This window comes from Amycolatopsis jejuensis, assembly GCF_000717335.1.
Classification (GTDB): domain Bacteria; phylum Actinomycetota; class Actinomycetes; order Mycobacteriales; family Pseudonocardiaceae; genus Amycolatopsis; species Amycolatopsis jejuensis.
Genome location: NZ_JNYZ01000001.1, coordinates 74,977 through 96,603, shown reverse-complemented (window position 1 = coordinate 96,603; position 21,627 = coordinate 74,977). Strand labels below are relative to the sequence as shown.

Genomic DNA, 21,627 nt, shown 5'->3' with positions numbered 1-21,627 from the left:
TGACCGGATGGGGTCGGTGAGGCAAGTCCAGGTCACTTTCGATTGCGCGGAACCCGAGCGCGTCGCCCGGTTCTGGTGCGAGGTGCTCGGGTACGTCGTGCCGCCGCCCCCACCGGGCTTCGCCTCATGGGGTGACTTCGACCGCTCGCTGCCGCCCGAGCGCCAGGGTGCGGCATTCGCCTGCGTCGACCCGACGGGGGCCGGACCGCGGCTGTTCTTCCAGCGGGTGCCCGAGGGCAAGGTGGTGAAGAACCGGGTACACCTCGACGTGCGCGTCGGCACCGGGTTGGCGGGCGCGGAACGGGTCGCCGCGTTCGAAGCCGAATGCGCCCGGTTGGTCCAACTCGGTGCGACCCGCGTGCACCTGCTCGAGGCGGACGAGGAAAACGAGTCGTGCCTGGTGATGCAGGACGTCGAGGGCAACGAATTCTGCCTGGACTGAGTCCCCGCACCGGCCGGTCGGAGGTCCGTGAAGGGAACCATCACGGAATCAGATTCCCTCATGGTTCCCTTCACGGACTTCGGCAAGCAGGGTGCGCGAACGGGAAAGTCCGGGCGAAGGCCCTACCCCTGACCCAGCTGCCGGGCCACCGACTCGCGGTCGATCAGCGACCACACCTCCTCGATCCGCCCTTCCCGGAAGCGGTAGAACACGTTCTCCGCGAACGAGATCCGCTCTCCGGTCGGGGGGTGGCCGAAGAACGGGCGGGCCGGGGTGCAGTCGAACCACAGGCGGCAGGCCACGAGGTCGCCGTCGGTGGTCAGGAGCTGGGGGTCGAACCTGAGGTCCGGGATGGCTTGGCTGTCGCCGTCGATCATGGCTGCGTACTGCTGCCGCGTCAGGACCTCGCCGTTGTAGGTGACCTCGGCGTGCACGAAGTCGTCCAGGTCGCCGAAGCGGCGTTCGTTCAGGGCGGCCAGGTAGCCGAGGTAGATCGTCTTCAGGTCCACGGTTTCCTTCCCCGGTAAGCAAAAAGTGGCCCGCCCCGGGGATGCCGGGGCGGGCCACCAACCTGCGATCAGGAGCGGGTCATCTTGCGCAGCACGTACTGCAGGATGCCGCCGTTGCGGTAGTAGTCGGCCTCACCCGGGGTGTCGATCCGGACGACGCCGTCGAACTCCACGTTCGTGCCGTCCTCCTTCGTGGCGGTCACGCGCACCGTCCGCGGCGTCTCGCCATCGTTCAGCTTCGTGATGCCCGCGATCGCGAACGTCTCGGTGCCGTCCAGCTTCAGCGTCGACGCGGACTCGCCCTCCGGGAACTGCAGCGGGATCACGCCCATGCCGATCAGGTTCGACCGGTGGATCCGCTCGAACGACTCGGCGATCACCGCGCGCACCCCGAGCAGCGACGTGCCCTTCGCCGCCCAGTCCCGCGACGACCCGGAGCCGTACTCCTTGCCGCCCAGCACGACCAGCGGGGTGCCCGCCGCCGCGTAGTTCTGCGCCGCGTCGTAGATGAACGCCTGCGGGGCGCCCTCGACGGTGAAGTCGCGGGTGTAGCCGCCCTGCACGTCGTCCAGCAGCTGGTTGCGCAGCCGGATGTTCGCGAACGTCCCGCGGATCATCACCTCGTGGTTGCCGCGGCGCGAGCCGTAGGAGTTGAAGTCCTTGCGGTCGATGCCGTGCTCGGTGAGGTACCGGCCGGCGGGGGAGTCGGCCTTGATCGCGCCGGCGGGGGAGATGTGGTCGGTGGTGACCGAGTCGCCCAGCTTCGCCAGCACGCGTGCGCCCGCGATGTCCTCGACCGGTGACGGCTCGGCGGCCATCCCGTCGAAGTACGGTGGCTTGCGCACGTAGGTGGAGTCCGCGGCCCACTCGAAGGTCTTGCCGGTCGGCGTCGGCAGCGACTTCCAGCGCTCGCCGCCGTCGAACACGTCGGCGTAGTCCTTGGTGAACATCTCCTGCGTGATCGCCGAGTCGATGGTCTCCTGGATCTCCTGCGGCGACGGCCAGATGTCCTTCAGGAACACGTCGGTGCCGTCGGCGTCCTGCCCGAGCGGCTGGTTCTCGAAGTCGAAGTCCATCGTGCCGGCGAGCGCGTACGCGATCACCAGCGGCGGCGACGCCAGGTAGTTCATCTTGACGTCCGGGTTGATCCGGCCCTCGAAGTTCCGGTTGCCCGAGAGCACCGACACCACGGTGAGGTCGTTCTCCTGCACCGCGGCCGAGATCTCCTCGGGCAGCGGCCCGGAGTTGCCGATGCAGGTGGTGCAGCCGTAGCCGACCAGGTGGTAGCCCAGCTTCTCCAGGTACGGCCAGAGCCCGGCCTTCTCGTAGTAGTCGGTGACGACCTGCGAGCCCGGCGCCATCGACGTCTTGACCCACGGCTTCACCGACAGGCCCTTGTCCACCGCGTTGCGCGCGAGCAGCGCCGCGCCGAGCATCACCGACGGGTTGGACGTGTTGGTGCAGGACGTGATCGACGCGATCACCACGGCGCCGTGGTCGAGGATGAACTCGCCGCGCTCGGCACTCGTCACCTTCACCGGCTTGCTCGGCCGCCCGGTCGCGCCGTTGGCCGCGGACTGCAGCTCGACGGCGTCCTCGTCCTTGAACGACAGCGCCGCCGGGTCGGAAGCCGGGAACGTCTCCTCGACCGTCTCGTCGAGGTTCGTGTGCGGCGTGGGCAGCTCGTCCTCGGCGTAGTCGTGCACCGACTTGCGGAACGACGACTTCGCGTCCGACAGCTCGATCCGGTCCTGCGGGCGCTTCGGTCCGGCGATCGACGGGACGACCGTGGACAGGTCCAGCTCGATGTACTCGGAGTACTGCGCCTCGTGCGAGGGGTCGTGCCAGAGGCCCTGCTCCTTCGCATACGCCTCGACCAGCGCGACCTGCTCGGGCGAGCGGCCGGTGAGCTTGAGGTAGCGCACGGTCTCGTCGTCGATCGGGAAGATCGCCGCGGTGGAGCCGAATTCCGGGCTCATGTTGCCGATGGTGGCGCGGTTGGCCAGCGGCACCTGGGCGACGCTCTTGCCGTAGAACTCGACGAACTTGCCGACCACGCCGTGCCGGCGCAGCATCTCGGTGATCGTGAGGACGACGTCGGTGGCGGTGACGCCGGCCGGGATCTCGCCGGTGAGCTTGAAGCCCACGACGCGCGGGATGAGCATCGACACCGGCTGGCCCAGCATGGCCGCCTCGGCCTCGATGCCGCCGACGCCCCAGCCCAGCACGCCGAGCCCGTTGACCATGGTGGTGTGCGAGTCGGTGCCGACGCAGGAGTCGGGGTAGGCCTGCCCGTTCCGCGACATCACGGTGCGGGCGAGGTGCTCGATGTTGACCTGGTGCACGATGCCGGTGCCCGGCGGGACGACCTTGAACTCGTCGAAGGCGCCCTGGCCCCAGCGCAGGAACTGGTAGCGCTCGCGGTTGCGCTCGTACTCGATCTCCACGTTGCGCTCGAAGGCGTCCGCGCGGCCGAAGACGTCGATGATCACCGAGTGGTCGATGACCAGCTCGGCCGGCGCCAGCGGGTTGACCTTGTCCGGGTCGCCGCCGAGGTCGGTGACCGCCTCGCGCATCGTCGCCAGGTCCACGACGCAGGGCACGCCGGTGAAGTCCTGCATGATCACCCGGGCGGGCGTGAACTGGATTTCGATCGACGGGTCCGCGTTCGGATCCCAGCCGCCGAGCGCCCGGATGTGGCCGGCGGTGATGTTCGCGCCGTCCTCGGTGCGCAGCAGGTTTTCGAGCAGGATCTTCAAGCTGTAAGGCAGCCGCGCGGCGCCGTCGACCTTGCCGAGGCGGAAGATCTCGTACGAGTTCTCGCCCACCTTCAACGTGTCTTTGGCGCCGAAGCTGTCCTTGCTGGCAGGTGCAGTCACGTCCAACTCCAGTGGCATGGAATCCACGCCGCCTGGCGTGGCCTCCCGGGTCAGTTCGGTGTGTCGCTCTCGCCGCCGCGCACCGTCGGGCCGGGCGCGGCGGGGTTTTCTGCAGTGTCGCGCACCCTCACCGTAGGGCCGGAGCCGGGAGGGCACACCTCGTTCTTCGTCCCAAACAGTACGCGTGTCCTGTATTTCGTTCAAGCCGCCACGCGGGGTGACGTGGGCCATCCGGGACGCGCCGGGGCCCGCGGGTCCCCCGATCAGGGGAAATGATGTCTACGGTGTGTAAGTTCTTCCTGAGGCTTGTGATAGTGGTGTGACTACAGTGGCACGGGGTGTGACCGAGACCAGCCGGGACGGCAGGTGCCGGGCCGGGGGAGGGCCCGGAATGCGGGCCGGACCAGGGGACCCGGCAGGTCGCAGGCACACCGGTGAGCGGAGGTGGCGGGTCGTGAAGGTCCGGTGGGGACGGTCCGGTACGGCAGGCACGTCAGGCACGGCCGACCGGTCCGGCGCCGAAGGCACGGCAAGCACGTCCGGCTTGCCCGGTACCGAAGGTGCGTTCGGCGCCCAAGGCCAGTCCGGCGTTGACTGCGCGTTCGGCACCCGCGGCACGTCCGGCATCGACGGCATGGCGCGAACGGCTGACTGGTCGGTTCTCGACAGCGCGTCGGACATGGACGGCACACCCGGCACCGGACGCAGGGCGGCCTGGGCGCGGCGTGGTCTCACGGCCGCCGCGGTCACCCTGGTGGCGCTGCTCGGCATCACGAGCCCCGGGCTCGCCGTGCCCCCGCCGCCGCCCAACCCCAGCGACTCCGACCTCAGCTCCGCCAAGGGGGCCGCCGACGCGAAGGCCGGGGAGGTCGGCCGGCTCACCAACCAGCTCGCGCAGGCCGAGCAGAAGCTCGCGTCGCTGCAGGACACTGTCGAGCTCAAGCAGGAACAGGCCATGAAGGCGCTGGTCGACCTGCAGACCGCACAGGACGCCGCCACCCAGGCGGAGGGCGACGCGCAGTCGGCCCGCCGGGAAGCCGACGCCGCGGCGGGCGCGATCGAGCAGGCCCGTGCGGACGCCAAGAAGTTCGCCGCCGCCAGCTTCGAGCAGGGCAGCACCATCGGCTCCGTATCGGCGTACCTCACCTCCGACAGCCCGAAGGACCTGCTCGCGCGCGCTCAGCTGCTCGACGCCATCGGCGGGTCGCGGCTCAACGCGATGGAGCGGCTCGAACAGGCGCAGACCGAGAAGTCCAACAAGGACTCCGCGGCCCGCAAGGCGCTGGAAATCGCGGAGCAGAAGCAGGCCGCGGCCACCCGGGCGAAGGGCAGCGCCGACGCCGCGCAAGCTGCTGCGGTCTCCGCGCAGCAGACGCAGGCCGCGCAGAACACCCAGCTCGAAGCCAGCAAGAGCTCCGTCGAACAGCAGCTGTACGCCGCGCAGTCGAAGGTCAGCGGGCTTCAGGGACAGCGCCAGCGGTACCAGGACTGGCTCGCGCAGAAGCAACGTGAGGACGAGGAACGCGCCCGCCAGGCCGCGCTGAAGGCGAGCGGCGGCGGAGATGGCCCAGGGGACAACGGCGGGGGCCGGGCGCGTCCGTCCCCGGCGGCGGGCAGCTCCATCGAGGCCGTGATCGCGCGGGCTTTGGCGCAGCGCGGCATGCCCTACGCGTGGGGCGGCGGCAACGGCAGCGGCCCGACCCGCGGTATCCGCGACGGCGGCGTGGCCGACAGCTACGGCGACTACCGCAAGATCGGCTTCGACTGCTCCGGCCTGATGATCTACGCCTTCGCGGGAGTGAAGTCGCTGCCGCACTACAGCGGGTACCAGTACACGTCCGGCCGCCGTGTGCCGCTGTCGCAGATGCGCCGCGGGGACATGCTCTTCTGGGGCGGCTCGGGCGGGATCCACCACGTCGCGCTGTACCTGGGCAACGGCCAGATGGTCGAGGCACCGCAGTCGGGTTCGTTCGTGCGGGTGACGTCGGTCCGCTACGGCGGGATCATGCCGTACGCGACCCGGTTGATCGGCTGACCGGGCGCCACACGTACGGCGTCGTTCCGGTCACCGGCGTGAAGCCGAGCCGTTCGAGAATCGGGCGGCTCGTCGGCAGGGCGTCCACCTGCAGGTAGGCGACTCCGCGGGTCCGCGCGGCTTCGACCCGGCGGGCGACCAGCGCCCGGTACAGGCCCCGGCCGCGCCAGGCGGGAAGCGTTGCGCCGCCCCACAAACCGGCGAACGACGTGCCGGGGACCAGCTCCAGCCGCGAAGCCGCGACGAACCGGCCGTCCGCTTCGGCGACGACGTGCGTGGTCGTGCCGGGGTCGGCCCTCGCCCGGGCGAGCAGGTCCGAGGCGACGGCGGCCTCGTCACTCCCGAAAACCGCCGCGCTGAGGGTCGCGATGCGCAGCAGATCGTCGTGCCCGGCGGCCTCCCGGACGACGACCTCCCCAGCTGGTGGCGGCGGAACGGCGATCGCACCGACCTGCCCGAGCGGCGCGACCAGCACGGTTTCGGGGTCCTCCGCGGTGAATCCGGCGGCGAGCAGCCGCTCGGGCAGGTCGGCGGGACGGTCGTGGCTGCGGGTCTTCCACTCGAACTCCTCGCCCCTGGCGGCGAAGAACGCCGTCTGCCGGGCGATGAGCGCGTCGAGGACGGGACCGGTCACGCCCAGGTCCGGCGGGCCGGAGACGAATCCGCGGCGGCCGCCGGTGGCGCGTGTGAGCGGTGGGTCGGTGGTCAGGTGCTGCCCCGGTTCGGGGCTGGTGAGCTCGGCGTGACGGACTTCGCGGTCGTAGGCGGCCAGCAGCCGCTCGGCGTCGGGCACCCCGGAAACCTAACCCGCGCGACCCCGATGCGCGCGCGGGTTCCGCGGCGGGCATCCTGGGCCGATGAGCGGGTTCGCGGGGATCGTGCTGGCCGGCGGCTCCGCGCGGCGGCTGTCCGGAGTGGACAAGCCGGAGCTGCGGGTCGGCGGGATTTCCTTGCTGGGGCGGGCGGTCGAGGCACTGGCCGGGGCAAGTCCGGTCGTGGTGTGCGGGCCGGAGCGGCCGGGGTACGACGGGGTCGTCTGGACGCGGGAAGCAGTGCCCGGCACGGGTCCGGTCGCCGGGCTGGCAGCCGGGCTGGCGGCAATCGAGCAGGACACCGTCGTGGTGCTGGCCGCGGATCTGCCCGGGATCCGGCAGTCCACAGTGGACCGGCTGCGCGCCGCGGTGACCGAGGAGATCGACGGCGCGGTGCTCGTGGACGACACCGGGCACCGGCAGTGGCTCGTCGGCGCGTGGCGTACCGCGGCCTTGCGCGCGGCGATGCCGTCCAGTCCCGAGAACGCGTCGCTACGGCGCACCCTGGGCGGTCTGCGCATTGCCGAGGTCCCCTCGGAGCCTGGCGAAAGCGCGGATATCGACACACCTGACGACCTCGAAAAGCACCGTAAGCACTACTGACAACGGCTTCACAGCTGTCACACCGGTGATGGGGTTGGCTACCGTGCGGGACGCTGGTGACCCAGTAGGGTCGTGGGGCAGCCCGCAGACGTGCGACCACTGGAGGAAAGAGTGACCGAGCCCGGCTTCGCCGAGGGCGCGAACGGGCAGCAGCCCGGCACCCCGGCGCGGGACGCCCAGCTGCTGGAACGCACCGTGTTCGAGGTGAAGCGCGTCATCGTCGGGCAGGACCGGCTGGTGGAGCGCATGCTCGTCGGGCTGCTGGCGAAGGGGCACCTGCTGCTCGAGGGCGTGCCCGGGGTCGCGAAGACGCTGGCGGTCGAGACGTTCGCGCGGGTCGTCGGCGGATCGTTCTCCCGGGTGCAGTTCACTCCCGACCTGGTGCCCGCCGACATCCTCGGTACGCGCATCTACCGCCAGGGTGCCGAGCGCTTCGACGTCGAGCTGGGTCCGGTGGTGGCCAACTTCGTGCTCGCCGACGAGATCAACCGGGCACCGGCGAAGGTGCAGTCGGCGATGCTCGAGGTGATGGCCGAGCGGCACGTGTCGATCGGCGGCCAGACCTTCCCGATGCCCGACCCGTTCCTCGTGCTCGCCACGCAGAACCCGATCGAGAACGAGGGCGTGTACCCGCTGCCGGAGGCGCAGCGCGACCGGTTCCTGTTCAAGATCGTGGTCGAGTACCCCACCGCCGAAGAAGAGCGCGAGATCATCTACCGGATGGGCGTCACGCCGCCGAGCCCGCACGAGGTGCTGAGCCCGGGCGAGCTGGTGCGGCTGCAGGGGGTCGCGGCGCAGGTGTTCGTGCACCACGCGCTGGTCGACTACGTCGTGCGGCTCGTGCTCACCACGCGGACGCCGAACGACCACGGCCTCGCCGACGTGGCCGGGTGGGTGTCCTACGGCGCCTCGCCCCGCGCGAGCCTCGGCATCATCGCCGCGGCGCGGGCGCTCGCTCTCGTGCGCGGCCGGGATTACGTGCTCCCGCAGGACGTGGTCGACGTGGTGCCGGACGTGCTGCGACACCGGCTCGTGCTGTCCTACGACGCGCTCGCCGACGGCGTCCCGGTGGACCACATCATCACCCGCGTGCTGCAGACCGTGCCGCTGCCGCAGGTTTCGGCCCGGCCGCAGGGCGGCACCGGTCCGGTGCCCGCGGGCGCGCCCGTCAGGTAGCGGCGTGGCCGGCAAAACCTCGCGCGACGGGCGCCCGGGCTGGGCGCCGCCGATCCTCCGCGGCGACCGGATGGAAGCGGGACTGCGCACGCTCGAACTCGACGTCCGGCGCCGTCTCGACGGGCTCCTGCAGGGCAACCACCTCGGTCTCGTGCCAGGTCCGGGTTCCGAACCCGGCGAGGCGCGGCCGTACCAGCCGGGCGACGACGTGCGCCGGATGGACTGGGCGGTCACCGCGCGCACCACCACGCCGCACATTCGCGAGACGGTGGCCGATCGCGAGCTCGAAACCTGGGTCGTCGCAGACCTGTCGGCGAGCCTCGATTTCGGCACTGCGCTCTGCGAGAAGCGTGACCTGGTGGTGTGTGCAACCGCTGCGGTCGCGCACCTGACCGGTGGCGGTGGCAACCGGATCGGCGCGCTGGTGTCGAACGGGCAGGGCATCACGCGGCTACCGGCTCGCGGCGGTCTCGCGCACGCCCGCGGGCTGGTCCGGCGGCTGGCCGAAACGCCGCGCGCGCCGGAGGGCGTCCGCGGCGATTTCTCCGGTGCGCTGGAAAAACTGCGCCGTCCGCCGCGGCGGCGCGGCCTGGCCGTGGCGATCTCGGACTTCCTCGGCCCGCTGGACTGGGAACGTCCGCTGCGGGCACTGGGCGGGCAGCACGAGCTGATCGCCATCGAGATCCTCGACCCGCGGGACGTCGACCTGCCGGACGTCGGCACGGTCGTGCTGGCCGACCCGGAGACCGGACGGCAGCGCGAGGTCCACGCGTCGGCATTGCTGCGCAAGGAATTCGGTGCCGCGGCGAACGCGCACCGGCAGGCCGTCGCGTCCGGTTTGCGCCGGGCCGGGGCGGCGCATCTGGTGCTGCGCACGGATTCCGACTGGATCGCCGACGTGGTGCGGTTCGTCGTGGCCCGTAAGCGCCGCTGGTCGGGAGGTGCCGCGTGAGCCTCACCGGGTTCAGCTCGCCGTGGTGGTTCCTGCTGCTGATCGCGGTGGCCGCGGTGGCGGTGGCGTACGTGCTGGCGCAGCGGGCCCGCCGCCGCCGCGTGATGCGGTTCGCGAACCTCGAACTGCTGGACAAGATCGCCCCGAAGACCCAAGGCTGGGTCCGGCACCTGCCCGCGATGCTGATCGTGTTGTCGCTGCTGGTGCTTACGGTCTCGCTGGCGGGTCCGACAGCCGAGCAGAAGGTACCGCGCAACCGCGCGACGGTGATGCTGGTGATCGACGTTTCCCTGTCGATGGAGGCCACCGACGTCGCACCCACGCGGCTCAAGGCAGCGCAGGACGCGGCCAAGCAGTTCGCGCAGAACATGACGCCGGGGATCAACCTTGGCCTGATCTCGTTCGCGGGGACGGCAACGGTGCTGGTCAACCCGACCACGGACCGCGCAGGCGTGACGAAGGCGATCGACAACCTGAAGCTGGCCCAGTCCACCGCCACCGGCGAAGGCATTTTCGCGGCCATGCAGTCGATCCAGAGCTTCTCCGCGGTAGTCGGCGGCGCAGAGGGACCACCACCGGCGCGGATCGTGCTGATGAGCGACGGAAAGCAAACGGTGCCGGAAGACCTGTACGCACCACGGGGCGCGTACACCGCAGCGCAGGCGGCGAAGCAGGCGCAAATGCCGATCTCGTCGATCTCCTTCGGCACCACGCACGGGTCGGTCGACATCGAGGGCAAACAGCAGGACGTCCGCGTGGACGACGAGTCCCTGCGCGAAATCGCCCGGCTGTCCGGCGGCGAGTTCTACAAGGCAGCAAGCGCGGACGAGCTGAAACGGGTGTACGCCGACCTCGGCGAGCAGATCGGCTTCGAGCTGAAGAACGCCGACGCAAGCAAACCGTGGGTGGTACTGGGCACGCTGGTCTTGATGGCGGGCGCGGCCACGGCGCTGTTGGTCGGCCAGAGACTTCCCTAGGTAACGTCCGTGAAGGGAACCATCACGGAGTCAGATTCCGTGATGGTTCCCTTCACGGACGGCCGAACCCGTTCTGCCGCCAAGCTTCGTACAGGGTGATTGCCGCAGTGTTGGCCAGGTTCAGCGACCGGCTGGTCGGCAGCATCGGCAGCCGGAGCCGGTCGGTGATCTCCGGAGCATGCTGGACCTCCTCGGGGAGGCCAGCGGATTCCGGCCCGAACATCAGCACGTCACCGGGGGCGTAGGACACCTCGGTGTACAGGCGGGTCGCCGACGCACTGAACGCATACACCGAGGCAGGCAGCAGAACCTCCCACGCAGCGGCGAGATCGGCGTGCACGTGGACCCGCGCAAGGTCGTGGTAATCGAGCCCGGCCCGGCGGAGCTGCTTGTCCGCCAAGGTGAATCCGAGCGGTTCGACCAAGTGCAGCTCGCAGCCGGTGTTCGCGGCCAGCCGGATCGCGTTGCCGGTGTTCGGCGGGATTTCGGGGTGGTAGAAGAGCACGCGGAACACGGACGGCCTCACTCCGGCTCGGGGAGGTACGCCGTGTAGGCCTTGCGGACTTCCGGCGGCGGCGCGGTTTTCCGCAGCGTGGCCGGGTCGATGAACACATAACGCATCCGGATTTCCGTGGTGACCACATCACCACATCGGATCTCGCAGTCGAACTGCATCGACGTCGTCCCGAAACGCACCAGATACATCGAGACCACCAGCTCGTCGTCGAACCGGCACGGCGCCAGGAACCGCAGGTTCGACTCGGCAACCACCAGGTCGACCCCGGTGGCGAGCATCGCCTCATGGGACCCGAACAGTGTTCTCTCGACCTCGAACGAGGCCATGTCCGCGTACGCCAGATAATGCGCGTTGAACACGATCCCCTGGGCATCGCATTCGTGGTAACGCACTCGCAGGGGCAGTTCGGCGACAGGTCGGCGGTCGGGCACGGGACCAATCCTAGAGATCACCCGTGCAGGGCCTGGTAGGTGGCTGCGGCGCCGGGATGCAGCGGGACGGGCTGGGTGCCGATCAGGGTGCGGACGTCGAGGAACTGCGTACCGACGGCTTGCGCGGGTACGAGCTGGGCAGCGCGTCCGGCGAGCACGCGCACCACGGCGGCGGCGACGTCGGTGGGCAGCGCGGGGGAGCAGACCAGCAGGTTCGCGACCCCGATGGTGCCGAGCGCGCCGACCCCGCGGTACGCCCCGGCCGGGACTTGCACCTGCTCGTACAGCGGTCCGTAGATCTTCCGCAGCTGAGGAAGCACCGACGTCAGCGGGATGAGCGCGAGCGGTGTGGTGCGGTTGAGGTCCGCGAGCGCGGGTGTCGGAATTCCGCCGGACCACAGGAAGGCGTCGATCCGCCGGTCGTGCAGCGCGGCGACTGCGTCGCCCAAGGGCAGGTGCAGCTGCTCGACCGGGACGTTGTTCACCGCAAACAGCCGTTCGCCCAGTTGCGCCGCCCCGGACCGCGCGGCGCCGACCGACACCGGACGTCCGGCGAGCGCTTGCAGGTCGCTGAGGTGGTCCTCGGCACGGACGACGAGCTGGAGGTAGTTCTCGTAAACGCGGCCGAGCGCCTGCAGCGGCACCGGTTTCCCGAACGGCGCACCACCGCTGAGTGCGGATTGCGCGATGTCGGCGAGCGCGAGGCCCAGGTCGGCCGTCCCGTCACGAACCCGCTGGACGTTCTCGACGCTCGCCTCGGTGCGCACTGCGGTGCAACGCAGCTGCGGCTCGGCGCGGGTCAGCTCCGCGGCCAGGACCTCGGCAAACGCCAGGTAGAAGCCACCGGGTTCCCCGGCCGCGATGGTGAGCGTGCGTTCCGGGCCGCGGTACGCGTCGTCGCATCCGGCGAGTGCGAAGGCGAGGCCGCCGAGAAGCGCGGTCCGACGGGTGATGGTCATGGGGCCACCGCCGGGAGCGTGATCCGCACCTGGAGCCCGTGCGGTTCGACGGCGCGTAGGTCCAGAATCCCGCCCCGGGCCCGGGTTTGCTCCCGAGCGATGGCGAGGCCGAGCCCGGTACCCCGAGGCGCACCGTCGCCGCCCGCACGCCAGAAACGCTCGGTGGCGCGGGTGAGGTCCTCGGGTCGCAGGCCGGGGCCGTCATCGGTGACGACCAGGGTGACCGTGCTCGGCGTGGACTCCCAGCTCGCGGTGATGGTCGCGCCGCGGCCGGCGTGGTGGACGGCGTTGTCCAGGAGGACGTCGAGAATCTGCGCGAGTTCGCCTTCCGGCGTGCGCACGAGCAGCGGTTCGGTGTGCCCGGCGCAGGGGAGGAGCGTCGCCCCGGCGTCTTCGGCGGACAACCGCCACGCATCAACACGTTCGGCGACGACGGCGGCAAGGTCGGCGGGTTCGTTGTCGGCCCGGGCGGCGAGCCGGGTCGACGTGCTTTCCGCGGTGGCGAGGGCGAGGAGACCGTCGAGAATCCGTTCCAGCCGTTCGACTTCCGCGACGGCCGCCTCGTACGCGGGCCGGTTTTCGACCTCCGTACCCAGCGAATCGAGCCGGAGCCGCAACGCCGCCATGGGGTTGCGCAGCTGGTGCGAGGTGTCCGCGACGAGCCGCTCCTGCTGGTTCGCCGACTCGACCACGGCGTCCGACATCCGGTTCACCGACGCGGCGAGCGACCGCAGCTCACGCGGCCCGGACCGCTCCGGTACCTGTGCCCGCCGCCCGCCCGCGACAGCCAGCACCCCGGTTTCCAGCTCCACCAGCGGCCGCACCATCCACCGCGCCAGCAACACCGCGAGCAGCACGAACAACGCCGCGACGACCAGCGCCCCCGCCGCGATCGCGCCCCACTCGGCGGCGACGTCCGAGGCCGCGGCCGCGACCGAAGCCCGCAGCAACACCACGCCGGACACCCGCGTACCCGTGCCGACCGGCCGCGAGAACAGCACCGGAGTGTCCGACCACGGCGTGATCGTTGCGACCTGCGGGCCGGGCTGGTTCCGCAGCGTCGCGTCGCTGAGGGTCCGCGCGCTGGGGTCGGCAGCGGTGAGACCGCCGGTTTGCACGAGCGGCGTGCCCTGCGCGTCCACGACCAGCACACTCTCGCTGTATAACGACGAATACCGCTGCGCATCGGCCGCGAGCGCGGCCGGGTCACCGGAATCGACGGCCTGCTGGGCCAGCACCACGAAGCGGTCGACGTCGCTGCTGCGCGAAATCACCAGCTCCTGGGTCCGCTGATCGGCGGTCGCAGACAGCAGCGGCACGGCGAACGCGGCCACGACGGCCAGCGCGAGCGTGACGAGAACGGCCAGCAGGCGGGTGCGCACCGGTCAGCCCCGGCCGAGCCGGTAACCGAACCCGCGGATCGTGGTGAGCAGCCCGGGCCGGTCGAGTTTCGCGCGCAGCTGGGTCATGTGGACGTCGAGCGACCGCGACACCGCGAGGTACGCGTCGCCCCAGACCTCGTCCATCAGCTGCTGGCGGCTCACCGCGGTCCCGGGCCGCGCGGCCAGCACCGCGAGCACCGCGAACTCCTTCGTGGTCAGCCCGGCATCCCGCCCGCCGACGAGCACGCGGCGGGCACCGAGGTCGATCTCGACGTCCTCGACGTGCACCACCTCGGGGGTGGTGGCGGGCGACCCGGCGCGCCGGGCGACCGCGTCCATCCGGGCCAGCAATTCGGCCAGCCGCACCGGTTTCGCGAGGTAGTCGTCGGCACCGAGGCGCAGCGCGCGGACGACCGACCGCTCGTCGTCGCGCGCGGTGAGCACGATCAACGGCACCCCGGACACCTGCCGGATCTTGCGCAGGACGTCCAGCCCGTCGAGGTCGGGCAGCCCGAGGTCGAGCAGCAGGAGGTCGGCGTCGCGATGCCGGGTGAGGGCATCGGCGCCGCGGCCGACCGCGGTGACGGAATGGCCGCGCGCGTCCAGCGTTTCGGCGAGCGCCCTGGCGACCCCGGTGTCGTCCTCCACCAGCAGCACGCGCACGGCCGTCCTCCAGATCAGTCCTCGCCGCGCTCGAGGGCGGACGAACGCGAAGTCTCCCGCATTGTGGCGTACACGACGAGCGACACGAGGACACAGCCCGCGACATACCAGAAGAACAGCGACTCGTGCCCGGCCTTCTTCAGCGCCTGGGCGATGAGCTCCGCGGTCCCGCCGAAGATCGCGACCGTGAGCGCGTACGGCAGCCCGACGCCGAGCGCACGGATCCGGGTGGGGAACAGCTCGGCCTTCACGATGGCGTTGATCGAGGTGTACCCGGTGACGATCACCAGTGCGCCGAGCAGCAGCAGGAACGCGAGGACCGGCTGGCTGGTGTGCGCGAGGAGGGTCATGATCGGCACGGTCAGCAAAGTGCCTGCGATGCCGAAGAACATCAGCAGCTTCCGGCGTCCGATGCGGTCCGAAAGCCGTCCGGCCAGCGGCTGCAGGATGGCGAAGACCAGCAGGGCCAGGAACATGATCACGGTGACTGTGCGGCGTGGGATACCGGCGGTGTTCTCCAGGAACTTCTGGGTGTAGGTGGCGTAGGTGTAGAAGGCGACGGTGCCGCCGAGCGTGAGGCCGACGACGAGCAGGATCTCCCGCGGGTACTTCACCAGCTGGCGCAGCGTGCCGCGTTCGTTCCCACTGCCTTCGGCGGCTCGCTCGTAGCTCTCGGACTCGTCCATCGACCGCCGCAGCACCATCACGACCACCGCCGCGACCGCGCCGACCACGAACGCGATCCGCCAGCCCCAGTCGCCCATCTGCTTGTCGGTGAGCACGCTCTGCAGGATCAGCTGCAGCCCGAGCGCGAGCAGCTGACCGCCGACGAGGGTCACGTACTGGAAGCTGGAGTAGAACCCGCGCTTGCCCGGAGTGGCCACTTCGGACAGATACGTCGCCGAGGTCGAGTACTCACCGCCGACGGAAAGACCTTGCAGCAGCCGGGAAAACACCAGCAGGATCGGGGCGGCGACGCCGATCGTGGCGTACCCCGGGGTCACCGCGATGAGCAGCGAACCGCACGCCATCATCGACACCGACAGCACGAGCGCGGACCGCCGTCCGTACCGGTCGGCGAACCGGCCGAGCAGCCACCCGCCGAGCGGCCGCATGAGGAACCCGACGGCGAACACCGCCGCGGTGTTGAGGAACTGCAGCGTGGCGTCGCCGCCGGGGAAGAACGACTTCGCGAAATAGACGGTGAACGCCGAATAGGCGTACCAGTCGTACCACTCGACGAGGTTGCCCACCGAGCCGCGCAGCACGTTGCCGACCACGCGCCGCTCGTCGCGTGCCGTGCTCTGTATCCGGGTAGTCATCCTTGACCTCCTGTGTTGCGACTCACGGTGACCAACCGGTGGGTAACCATCAAGGTCGAGGCGCGGTTCCTTACCGTCGCTTAGGACGGCAGTGCCGGATACATGCCGGATGCGCGCACCGGCTGCGCAGCCGATAGCCTCATGCGGGCGCGAACACCGAAGACGAGGAGAGTGGCAGTGGGACGGTCGGTCTTGGTCACCGGCGGCAACCGGGGCATCGGGCTGGCGATCGCCCGCGATCTCGCGGAGCAGGGGCACCAGGTCGCGGTCACGCACCGCGGATCGGGTGCGCCGGACGGGCTCTTCGGCGTCCAGGCGGACGTCACCGACTCCGAGCAGATCGACGCCGCGTTCAAGCTCGTCGAGGAGCACCAGGGGCCGGTCGAGGTGCTGGTGTCCAACGCCGGGCTCACCGACGACACGCTGCTGATGCGGATGTCGGAGGAGCAGTTCGAGCGGGTGCTGAACGCCAACCTCACCGGCGCGTTCCGCGTCGCGAAGCGGGCCTCGCGCGGGATGCTGCGCGCTCGCTGGGGACGGTTCGTGTTCATCTCGTCGGTGGTCGGGCTGTCGGGTTCGGCGGGCCAGACGAACTATGCGGCGTCGAAGGCGGGTCTCGTCGGGTTCGCGCGCTCGCTCGCGCGGGAGATGGGGTCGCGCAACATCACCGCGAACGTGGTCGCCCCCGGCTTCGTGCGCACCGACATGACCGACGTGCTGAGCGACGACCAGCGGAAGAAGATCCTCGCGAACGTGCCCGCCGGCCGTTACGCCGAACCGGCCGAAATCGCCGCCGCAGTGCGGTATCTGGCTTCCGATGACGCGGCCTACGTCAACGGCGCGGTGCTGCCCGTCGACGGCGGCCTCGGCCTCGGCCACTGACCCCCCCCGACCGATACCAGGACCTGGAGGACGCGTTGCCCGGACTGCTCGAAGGCAAGCGGCTGCTCATCACCGGCATCATCACCGACGCCTCGCTCGCGTTCCACGCGGCCCGCATCGCCCAGCAGGAGGGCGCGAAGGTCGTGCTCACCGGGTTCGGGCGGCTGTCGCTCGTGGAGCGGATCGCGAAGCGGCTGCCGGAACCGGCGCCGGTGCTCGAACTGGACGTGACGAACCAGGAGCACCTCGACTCGCTCGCCGACCGCGTACGCGAACACGTCGACGGCCTCGACGGCGTCGTGCACTCGATCGGCTTCGCGCCGCAGAGCTGCCTCGGCGCGCCATTCCTGGACGCCCCAAGCGAGGACGTGAAGGTCGCCGTCGACGTTTCGGCGTTCTCGTTCAAGTCGCTCGCCGTCGCCACGCTGCCGCTGCTGGACCGTGGCGCGTCGATCGTCGGGATGGACTTCGACGCGCGTGTGGCGTGGCCGGTCTACAACTGGATGGGCGTTGCGAAGGCGGCGCTGGAGTCGGTGAACCGGTACCTGGCCAAGGAACTCGGGCCGCGCGGCATCCGGGTCAACCTGGTCAGCGCCGGTCCGGGCAAGACGATGGCCGCGAAGTCGATCCCCGGCTTCGAGGAGCTGGAAAGCGGCTGGGACGCCCGCGCGCCGCTCGGCTGGGACTCGTCGGACCCGGAGCCGACCGCGAAGACGGTGTGCGCGGTGCTGTCCGACTGGCTGCCCGCCACCACCGGGTCGATGATCATGGTCGACGGTGGGGTGCACGCGCTCGGGGTGTGATGGCGGTGCGCCGGTCGCTGTGGTGGAGGCTGAGCGCGAAGGTGAGCGCGGCGAGGGCGGCTGCCCCGAGCCCGACGCTCACCCACGCCACGCTTGAGAACCCGAGCCCGGCGCTGATCGTCGTCCCGCCGAGCCACGGGCCGACGGTGTTGCCGACGTTGAACGCAGACGTCGTACTCGCGCCGACGAGCGTCGAACTGCCTCCGGCGACGGCGTATGCGCGGACGTTGAGCGCCGGGTTCGCGGCGAATCCGGCTGCGCCCAGGACGAGCACCGCGGTCACGGCCACGACGGGGTCGCTCGCGAAGGCCAGCGCGACGAGCGCGGCGACGGCGATGCCGAGGCTGCCGTAGAGGGTCGCGAAGGGATGGGCGTCGGCGAGTTTCCCGCCGGTGAAGATGCCGATCATCGCGCCGCCGCCGAACAACGCGAGCACCACCGGTACGGCGGATTCGGGCAGCCCGGCGACCTCGACGAGCAGGGGAGCGAGGTAGCTGAACGTCGCGAAGACCATGGCCTGCAGCAGTGCGATCACGCCGAGCGCGAGCCACAACCGGTTGCGGCGGAACACTTTCAGCTCCTCGGCGATTCTTGGTGGTGCTGCGTTTTCTGCTGTGCGCGGTACGGACAGCAGGACTCCCACCGCCGCGACGAGGGTCAGCGCGGCGACCGCCCAGAACGCGCTCCGCCATCCCGCGTGCTGCCCGAGGAAGGTCCCCGCGGGCACCCCGACGACGTTCGCAACCGTGAGCCCGCCGACGAGTACCGCCAGTGCCCGCCCGCGTTGTTCTGCGCTGACCATGCTGACGGTGGCCGCCGCCGCGACGGCCCAGAAGCCAGCGCAGGCGAGCGCACTCACGACCCGGGTGGCGAAGAGGAGCGGGTACCCGGTGCCGGTGGCGCCGACGACGTGCGCGGCGGCGAACACTGTGAGCAATCCGAGCAGGGTGGCCCTTCGGGGAAGCTTCAGCGTGGCGACGGCCAGCACCGGCGCCCCGACCACCATGCCGACGGCGAAGGCGGAGATGAGCAACCCGGCGTCGGGGATGGTGACCCCGAGGTCGGCAGCCATCCCGGGGAGGAGGCCGGTGATCATGAACTCGGAGGTCCCGAGCGCGAAGATACTGAGCCCGAGAACCCAGACAGCGAGGGGCATGGATGGTCTCCTTTTGTAACGTTCGGTCCAAAATGTGGGCGAGTGGGTGGTTGGTGTGTGCAGGGCGCCGCTCGTAGCTTCACGGGTGCGTTGACGCTGTTGCCCACCCCGGCTGACCTCTGGCCCAGCGACCCCGCGACCTGTCGGGCCGCTGTAGCGAATCGTGCGGGGCCCGTGACCCGGCAACTCGCAACTCGTGACCCGGCGGCCCGTGACTCGGCACCTCGCAACCCGGCACCGCGCGACGCGCGACGTGGCGGCTTAAGGCTGCCGCTGCGAATCGCCCTCCCGCGAGCCCGCTTGCCACGTCACCCGGCGACCCTTGGGCGACCCGCTGCGCGGCGGCCCAAGCCGCTGCTGTGAATCGTGCAGCCCGCGAGGTCACGCCGCCCGCGACTTCGCCGCTCGGCAACACTCGGCGGCCCAGCGTCTCAACCCACGGCTCGGCTCAACCCGCAGCCCTGCTCAACCCGCAGCCCGTGCCAGCCGCCGACCAAATCCGCAGCCGCAGCCCCGGTTCACCGGCGCGCAACCGCCGCGATCGCGATCTCCGCCACCCCGTTCAGCGCGGCCCGCTCGGCTCCCCTCCGGGACATCACCCGCAACCCCGAAATCGTGCTGTGGATGAAGTCCGCGATCTCCCCCGCATCGCGGTCGCGGGTCACGCTGCCGTCGGCCTGGCCGGTTCGGGCGACGTGCGCCAGTTCGGACAAATGTGCCTCCGTATCGACCCTGACCTGCGCGGACACCTCCGGATCGCTCGTCCCGAACTCGGCGATCGTGTTCACCACCAGACATCCCCGGCGGTGGTGGCCGAGTTCGTCGTCGATCGTTGCGGTGAGGAGCAGGCGGAGGGCGCCGAGGCCGTCCGGCGCACGGCCGACGACGGCCGACCGTTGCCGTACTCCTCGTTCCGTGTAATGGCCCAACGCGCGCCGGAACAGTTCGTGCTTGCTGCTGAACGTGTTGTAGATACTGCTGCGCCCGAGACCGGTGGCAGCACACAACTCCTCAGTGGACGTCGCCTCATACCCCCGTGCCCAGAAGGCGTTCATCGCTCCTTCGAGGGCTTCGGTTTCGTCGAACTCCCGTGGTCTCGGCATGCCGGTCACGCTACCATGTTTTGGACAGGTCGATCCAGAATGAGGCCGCTGCCGCGTGGGAAGCGCCACAGGGGCAGGATGAGCCCGTGGGTTACGACGCGTTGCTGTGGCTTTCCTTCGGCGGTCCCGAGGGGCCGGACGAGGTGATGCCGTTCCTGGAGAACGTCACCCGCGGCCGGGGCGTGCCGCGCGAGCGGCTGCTCGAGGTCGCCGAGCATTACCAGCACTTCGGCGGGGTGTCGCCGATCAACCGGCTCAACCGGGTGGCGATCGCGGCGGTCGAGAAGCAGCTCGCCGCCGAGGGGATCGACCTTCCGGTGCACTTCGGCAACCGCAACTGGACGCCGATGGTCGAGGACACCCTCGCCGGGATGAAGGACGCGGGCGTGCGCCGGGCGCTGGTGTTCCCGACGAGCGCGTACGGCGGGTATTCCGCCTGCCGCCAGTACGACGAGGACATCGTGCGCGCCCGCGCCGCGCTGGGCGACGACGCGCCGGACCTGGTGAAGCTGCGGCAGTTCTTCGATCACCCGTTGTTCGTGTCCGCGGTCGCCGACGCCGTCCGCGCGGCCCACGCCGAGCTCGGCAACCGGCCGGGTACCCGGACCGTTTTCACCGCCCACTCCATCCCGGAGAGTGCCGACCTCGCGTCCGGCCCCCCGGATGAAGGTGGCCGCCGGTATTCGCACCAGATTGCCGAGGCCGCGCGGCTGGTGGCAGCTGAGGCGGGGGTCGCGGAGTACGACGTGGTGTGGCAGTCACGGTCGGGTCCGCCGCAGATCCCGTGGCTGGAGCCGGACATCGTCGACCATCTCGATGCCCTGCACGCGCAGGGCGTGGAATCCGTGGTGGTGAGCCCGATCGGCTTCGTCGCGGACCATCTCGAGGTGATCTGGGACCTCGACAACGAGGCTGCCGAACGCGCCGCCGAGCACGGCATGGCCTTCGCCCGCGCCGCGACCCCGGACGCCGACCCGCGGTTCGCCGAGCTGGTGGTGGAACTGGTCCGCGAGCACCTCGAAGACGTCCCGCCGCGCAAGCTGTCCCCGTTCCCGGCCGCGGGCTGCACGCTCAACGGCGCGCCGTGCGCCGTCGCCTGCTGCGAACCCCCACGCCGCCCCGGCGCCTGACCAAGTCCGTGAAGGGAACCATGAGGGAATCTGATTCCGTGATGGTTCCCTTCACGGACCTCACGGCTGCCGGTCGGCCTGCTCGGCGAAAACCCGTACCGCCTCGTTGACCGAGGCGGTACGGGCGATTCGGACCGCTTCCGCGAGCGGGCGCAGCGCCTCGGCCCGCTGGTTCGCCGCAGACGCCGACAGCGCGCCGCCGGGATCGTCCGTCTCGGCGATGGCCAGGATCGCCGAGATCTCCTCGGCCCGCTGCAGTACCCGCAGTGCCCGGGTGGGCATCCCGGACGGCCATTCGACCTGCGGCCGCGACCGCAAATGCGCGGACAGCTCGGCGCGCACCCCCGGCCGGTCGCTCGCCACATCCAGCGCCTGCAACGCCCCTGCGCTCGACCGGATCGCGTCGGTGAGTCCGTGCTCGGCGTCCGGCAATGGCTGGTACTCCAGCGAAACCGGCGCGGGCAGCGAGTACACCGTCCAGCGCATCAAGCCCTCGGCGATCGGCTCGGGCACCAGGCCGAATCCGAGCCCGGACCCAAGCCCGGTGAGCACCGCCGCGTCGCCGCAGCGCAGTGCTGCCTCCGCGAAGGGACCGCCACCGCCGAGGCCCCGCACGTCGCCGGGTACCGGCAGCACCAGCTGGACGCTCACCGCTCCCTGCGCCCGCAGCGCGAGCAGCAGCTGCACCGGCGTAGCGGCGCGGTGGAAGGCGAGCGGGAGGTCGAACGCGTCGGCGGCGGCCGGGTCGGCCGCGACGACGTCGTGGGCCTCGGCCCAGGCTTGCAGGGCATCGAGGACGTCGTCGGACGCCGCGGTTCCGTTCAGCCACGCGGAGGACCAGACGGCGAGGGTCGCACTGGGTCGGCACACGACCGCCGATTTTACCGGTTCCGC

Annotated in this window: 21 protein-coding genes; 9 read left to right on the top strand and 12 right to left on the bottom strand. The window is 70.6% G+C overall.

Annotation, left to right across the window (positions count from 1 at the left end):
• Window positions 1-7 precede the first annotated feature (7 nt).
• Window positions 8-442: a VOC family protein gene (locus OO71_RS00460; protein WP_033287558.1), complete on the top strand. Its 435-nt coding sequence runs from the start codon at window positions 8-10 to the stop codon at window positions 440-442.
• A gap of 122 nt (window positions 443-564) precedes the next feature.
• Here the strand turns inward: OO71_RS00460 and OO71_RS00455 are convergent, their stop codons facing one another.
• The gene (locus tag OO71_RS00455) at window positions 565-951 is read right to left on the bottom strand and encodes an ester cyclase (protein WP_033287557.1); all 387 of its coding nucleotides are present in this window, start codon (window positions 949-951) and stop codon (window positions 565-567) included.
• A gap of 68 nt (window positions 952-1,019) precedes the next feature.
• Complete coding sequence (locus OO71_RS00450) at window positions 1,020-3,848, bottom strand: aconitate hydratase (protein WP_211260412.1); 2,829 nt, start codon at window positions 3,846-3,848, stop codon at window positions 1,020-1,022.
• 661 nt (window positions 3,849-4,509) lie between these two features.
• On the opposite strand from OO71_RS00450, the gene OO71_RS00445 reads away from it, so the two are divergent.
• The gene (locus OO71_RS00445) at window positions 4,510-5,865 is read left to right on the top strand and encodes an NlpC/P60 family protein (protein WP_033287728.1); all 1,356 of its coding nucleotides are present in this window, start codon (window positions 4,510-4,512) and stop codon (window positions 5,863-5,865) included.
• Here OO71_RS00445 and OO71_RS00440 read toward each other — a convergent pair.
• Window positions 5,834-6,658 (bottom strand): GNAT family N-acetyltransferase, encoded by an 825-nt coding sequence (locus tag OO71_RS00440; protein ID WP_033287556.1) that lies wholly within the window; start codon window positions 6,656-6,658, stop codon window positions 5,834-5,836. The two genes, OO71_RS00445 and OO71_RS00440, sit on opposite strands and share 32 nt — an antisense overlap.
• Before the next feature lie 64 nt (window positions 6,659-6,722).
• On the opposite strand from OO71_RS00440, the gene mobA reads away from it, so the two are divergent.
• The 4 genes from mobA to OO71_RS00420 all read left to right on the top strand — a co-directional run bounded on the left by mobA (window position 6,723) and on the right by OO71_RS00420 (window position 10,385).
• Complete coding sequence (gene mobA, locus OO71_RS00435; RefSeq protein WP_033287555.1) at window positions 6,723-7,280, top strand: molybdenum cofactor guanylyltransferase; 558 nt, start codon at window positions 6,723-6,725, stop codon at window positions 7,278-7,280.
• Between the two features lie 111 nt (window positions 7,281-7,391).
• Window positions 7,392-8,456, top strand: coding sequence for an AAA family ATPase (locus OO71_RS00430; RefSeq protein WP_033287554.1), 1,065 nt, complete (start codon window positions 7,392-7,394; stop codon window positions 8,454-8,456).
• A gap of 70 nt (window positions 8,457-8,526) precedes the next feature.
• Window positions 8,527-9,408, top strand: a complete 882-nt coding sequence (locus OO71_RS00425; protein ID WP_245633536.1) for a DUF58 domain-containing protein — start codon at window positions 8,527-8,529, stop codon at window positions 9,406-9,408.
• Complete coding sequence (locus tag OO71_RS00420; RefSeq protein ID WP_033287552.1) at window positions 9,405-10,385, top strand: VWA domain-containing protein; 981 nt, start codon at window positions 9,405-9,407, stop codon at window positions 10,383-10,385. Before OO71_RS00425 ends, OO71_RS00420 begins: the two co-directional genes overlap by 4 nt.
• Before the next feature lie 52 nt (window positions 10,386-10,437).
• Here OO71_RS00420 and OO71_RS00415 read toward each other — a convergent pair whose 3' ends face one another.
• From OO71_RS00415 to OO71_RS00390, 6 genes are read right to left on the bottom strand one after another with little or no spacing between them, the layout of a single operon-like run.
• A complete protein-coding gene (locus OO71_RS00415) occupies window positions 10,438-10,899 on the bottom strand; it encodes a tRNA (cytidine(34)-2'-O)-methyltransferase (protein WP_033287551.1) in 462 nt (153 codons plus the stop codon).
• 8 nt (window positions 10,900-10,907) lie between these two features.
• Entirely contained in the window at window positions 10,908-11,333 is a 426-nt protein-coding gene (locus OO71_RS00410; protein ID WP_033287550.1) for an acyl-CoA thioesterase, read from the bottom strand.
• A 17-nt stretch (window positions 11,334-11,350) separates the two neighbouring features.
• Window positions 11,351-12,292, bottom strand: a complete 942-nt coding sequence (locus tag OO71_RS00405) for a TAXI family TRAP transporter solute-binding subunit (protein ID WP_033287549.1) — start codon at window positions 12,290-12,292, stop codon at window positions 11,351-11,353.
• On the bottom strand, window positions 12,289-13,674 hold the full coding sequence (locus tag OO71_RS00400; RefSeq protein ID WP_033287548.1) for a sensor histidine kinase: 1,386 nt from the start codon (window positions 13,672-13,674) through the stop codon (window positions 12,289-12,291). The genes OO71_RS00405 and OO71_RS00400 overlap by 4 nt, the downstream gene beginning before the upstream one ends.
• A gap of 3 nt (window positions 13,675-13,677) precedes the next feature.
• Window positions 13,678-14,337, bottom strand: coding sequence for a response regulator transcription factor (locus OO71_RS00395; protein ID WP_033287547.1), 660 nt, complete (start codon window positions 14,335-14,337; stop codon window positions 13,678-13,680).
• Between the two features lie 14 nt (window positions 14,338-14,351).
• On the bottom strand, window positions 14,352-15,659 hold the full coding sequence (locus OO71_RS00390) for an MFS transporter (RefSeq protein WP_033287546.1): 1,308 nt from the start codon (window positions 15,657-15,659) through the stop codon (window positions 14,352-14,354).
• Window positions 15,660-15,836: 177 nt separating this feature from the next.
• Here OO71_RS00390 and fabG point away from each other — a divergent pair, with 177 nt between their 5' ends.
• Together fabG and fabI are read left to right on the top strand one after the other, a co-directional pair.
• Complete coding sequence (gene fabG / locus OO71_RS00385) at window positions 15,837-16,541, top strand: beta-ketoacyl-ACP reductase (RefSeq protein ID WP_033287545.1); 705 nt, start codon at window positions 15,837-15,839, stop codon at window positions 16,539-16,541.
• Between the two features lie 35 nt (window positions 16,542-16,576).
• Window positions 16,577-17,344, top strand: coding sequence for an enoyl-ACP reductase FabI (gene fabI, locus OO71_RS00380; RefSeq protein WP_033287544.1), 768 nt, complete (start codon window positions 16,577-16,579; stop codon window positions 17,342-17,344).
• Here the strand turns inward: fabI and OO71_RS00375 are convergent.
• Together OO71_RS00375 and OO71_RS00370 are read right to left on the bottom strand one after the other, a co-directional pair.
• Window positions 17,307-18,500: a Cmx/CmrA family chloramphenicol efflux MFS transporter gene (locus OO71_RS00375; RefSeq protein WP_033287543.1), complete on the bottom strand. Its 1,194-nt coding sequence runs from the start codon at window positions 18,498-18,500 to the stop codon at window positions 17,307-17,309. The two genes, fabI and OO71_RS00375, sit on opposite strands and share 38 nt — an antisense overlap.
• 518 nt (window positions 18,501-19,018) lie before the next feature.
• Window positions 19,019-19,603, bottom strand: coding sequence for a TetR/AcrR family transcriptional regulator (locus OO71_RS00370; protein ID WP_033287542.1), 585 nt, complete (start codon window positions 19,601-19,603; stop codon window positions 19,019-19,021).
• Window positions 19,604-19,689: 86 nt separating this feature from the next.
• Here OO71_RS00370 and OO71_RS00365 point away from each other — a divergent pair, with 86 nt between their 5' ends.
• Window positions 19,690-20,733, top strand: a complete 1,044-nt coding sequence (locus OO71_RS00365) for a ferrochelatase (protein ID WP_033287541.1) — start codon at window positions 19,690-19,692, stop codon at window positions 20,731-20,733.
• A gap of 60 nt (window positions 20,734-20,793) precedes the next feature.
• On the opposite strand, the gene OO71_RS00360 is transcribed toward OO71_RS00365, so the two are convergent.
• Window positions 20,794-21,603 (bottom strand): hypothetical protein, encoded by an 810-nt coding sequence (locus OO71_RS00360; RefSeq protein WP_033287540.1) that lies wholly within the window; start codon window positions 21,601-21,603, stop codon window positions 20,794-20,796.
• Between the last annotated feature and the right edge of the window lie 24 nt (window positions 21,604-21,627).

Bases quoted from the DNA above. Each gene is read 5' to 3' on its own strand.
- OO71_RS00460 (WP_033287558.1), top strand. From the start codon at position 8: ATGGGGTCGGTGAGGCAAGTCCAGGTCACTTTCGATTGCGCGGAACCC.
- OO71_RS00450 (WP_211260412.1), bottom strand. From the start codon at position 3,848: ATGCCACTGGAGTTGGACGTGACTGCACCTGCCAGCAAGGACAGCTTC.
- OO71_RS00445 (WP_033287728.1), top strand. From the start codon at position 4,510: ATGGACGGCACACCCGGCACCGGACGCAGGGCGGCCTGGGCGCGGCGT.
- mobA (WP_033287555.1), top strand. From the start codon at position 6,723: ATGAGCGGGTTCGCGGGGATCGTGCTGGCCGGCGGCTCCGCGCGGCGG.
- OO71_RS00425 (WP_245633536.1), top strand. From the start codon at position 8,527: ATGGAAGCGGGACTGCGCACGCTCGAACTCGACGTCCGGCGCCGTCTC.
- OO71_RS00405 (WP_033287549.1), bottom strand. From the start codon at position 12,292: ATGACCATCACCCGTCGGACCGCGCTTCTCGGCGGCCTCGCCTTCGCA.
- OO71_RS00390 (WP_033287546.1), bottom strand. From the start codon at position 15,659: ATGACTACCCGGATACAGAGCACGGCACGCGACGAGCGGCGCGTGGTC.
- OO71_RS00375 (WP_033287543.1), bottom strand. From the start codon at position 18,500: ATGCCCCTCGCTGTCTGGGTTCTCGGGCTCAGTATCTTCGCGCTCGGG.
- OO71_RS00370 (WP_033287542.1), bottom strand. From the start codon at position 19,603: ATGCCGAGACCACGGGAGTTCGACGAAACCGAAGCCCTCGAAGGAGCG.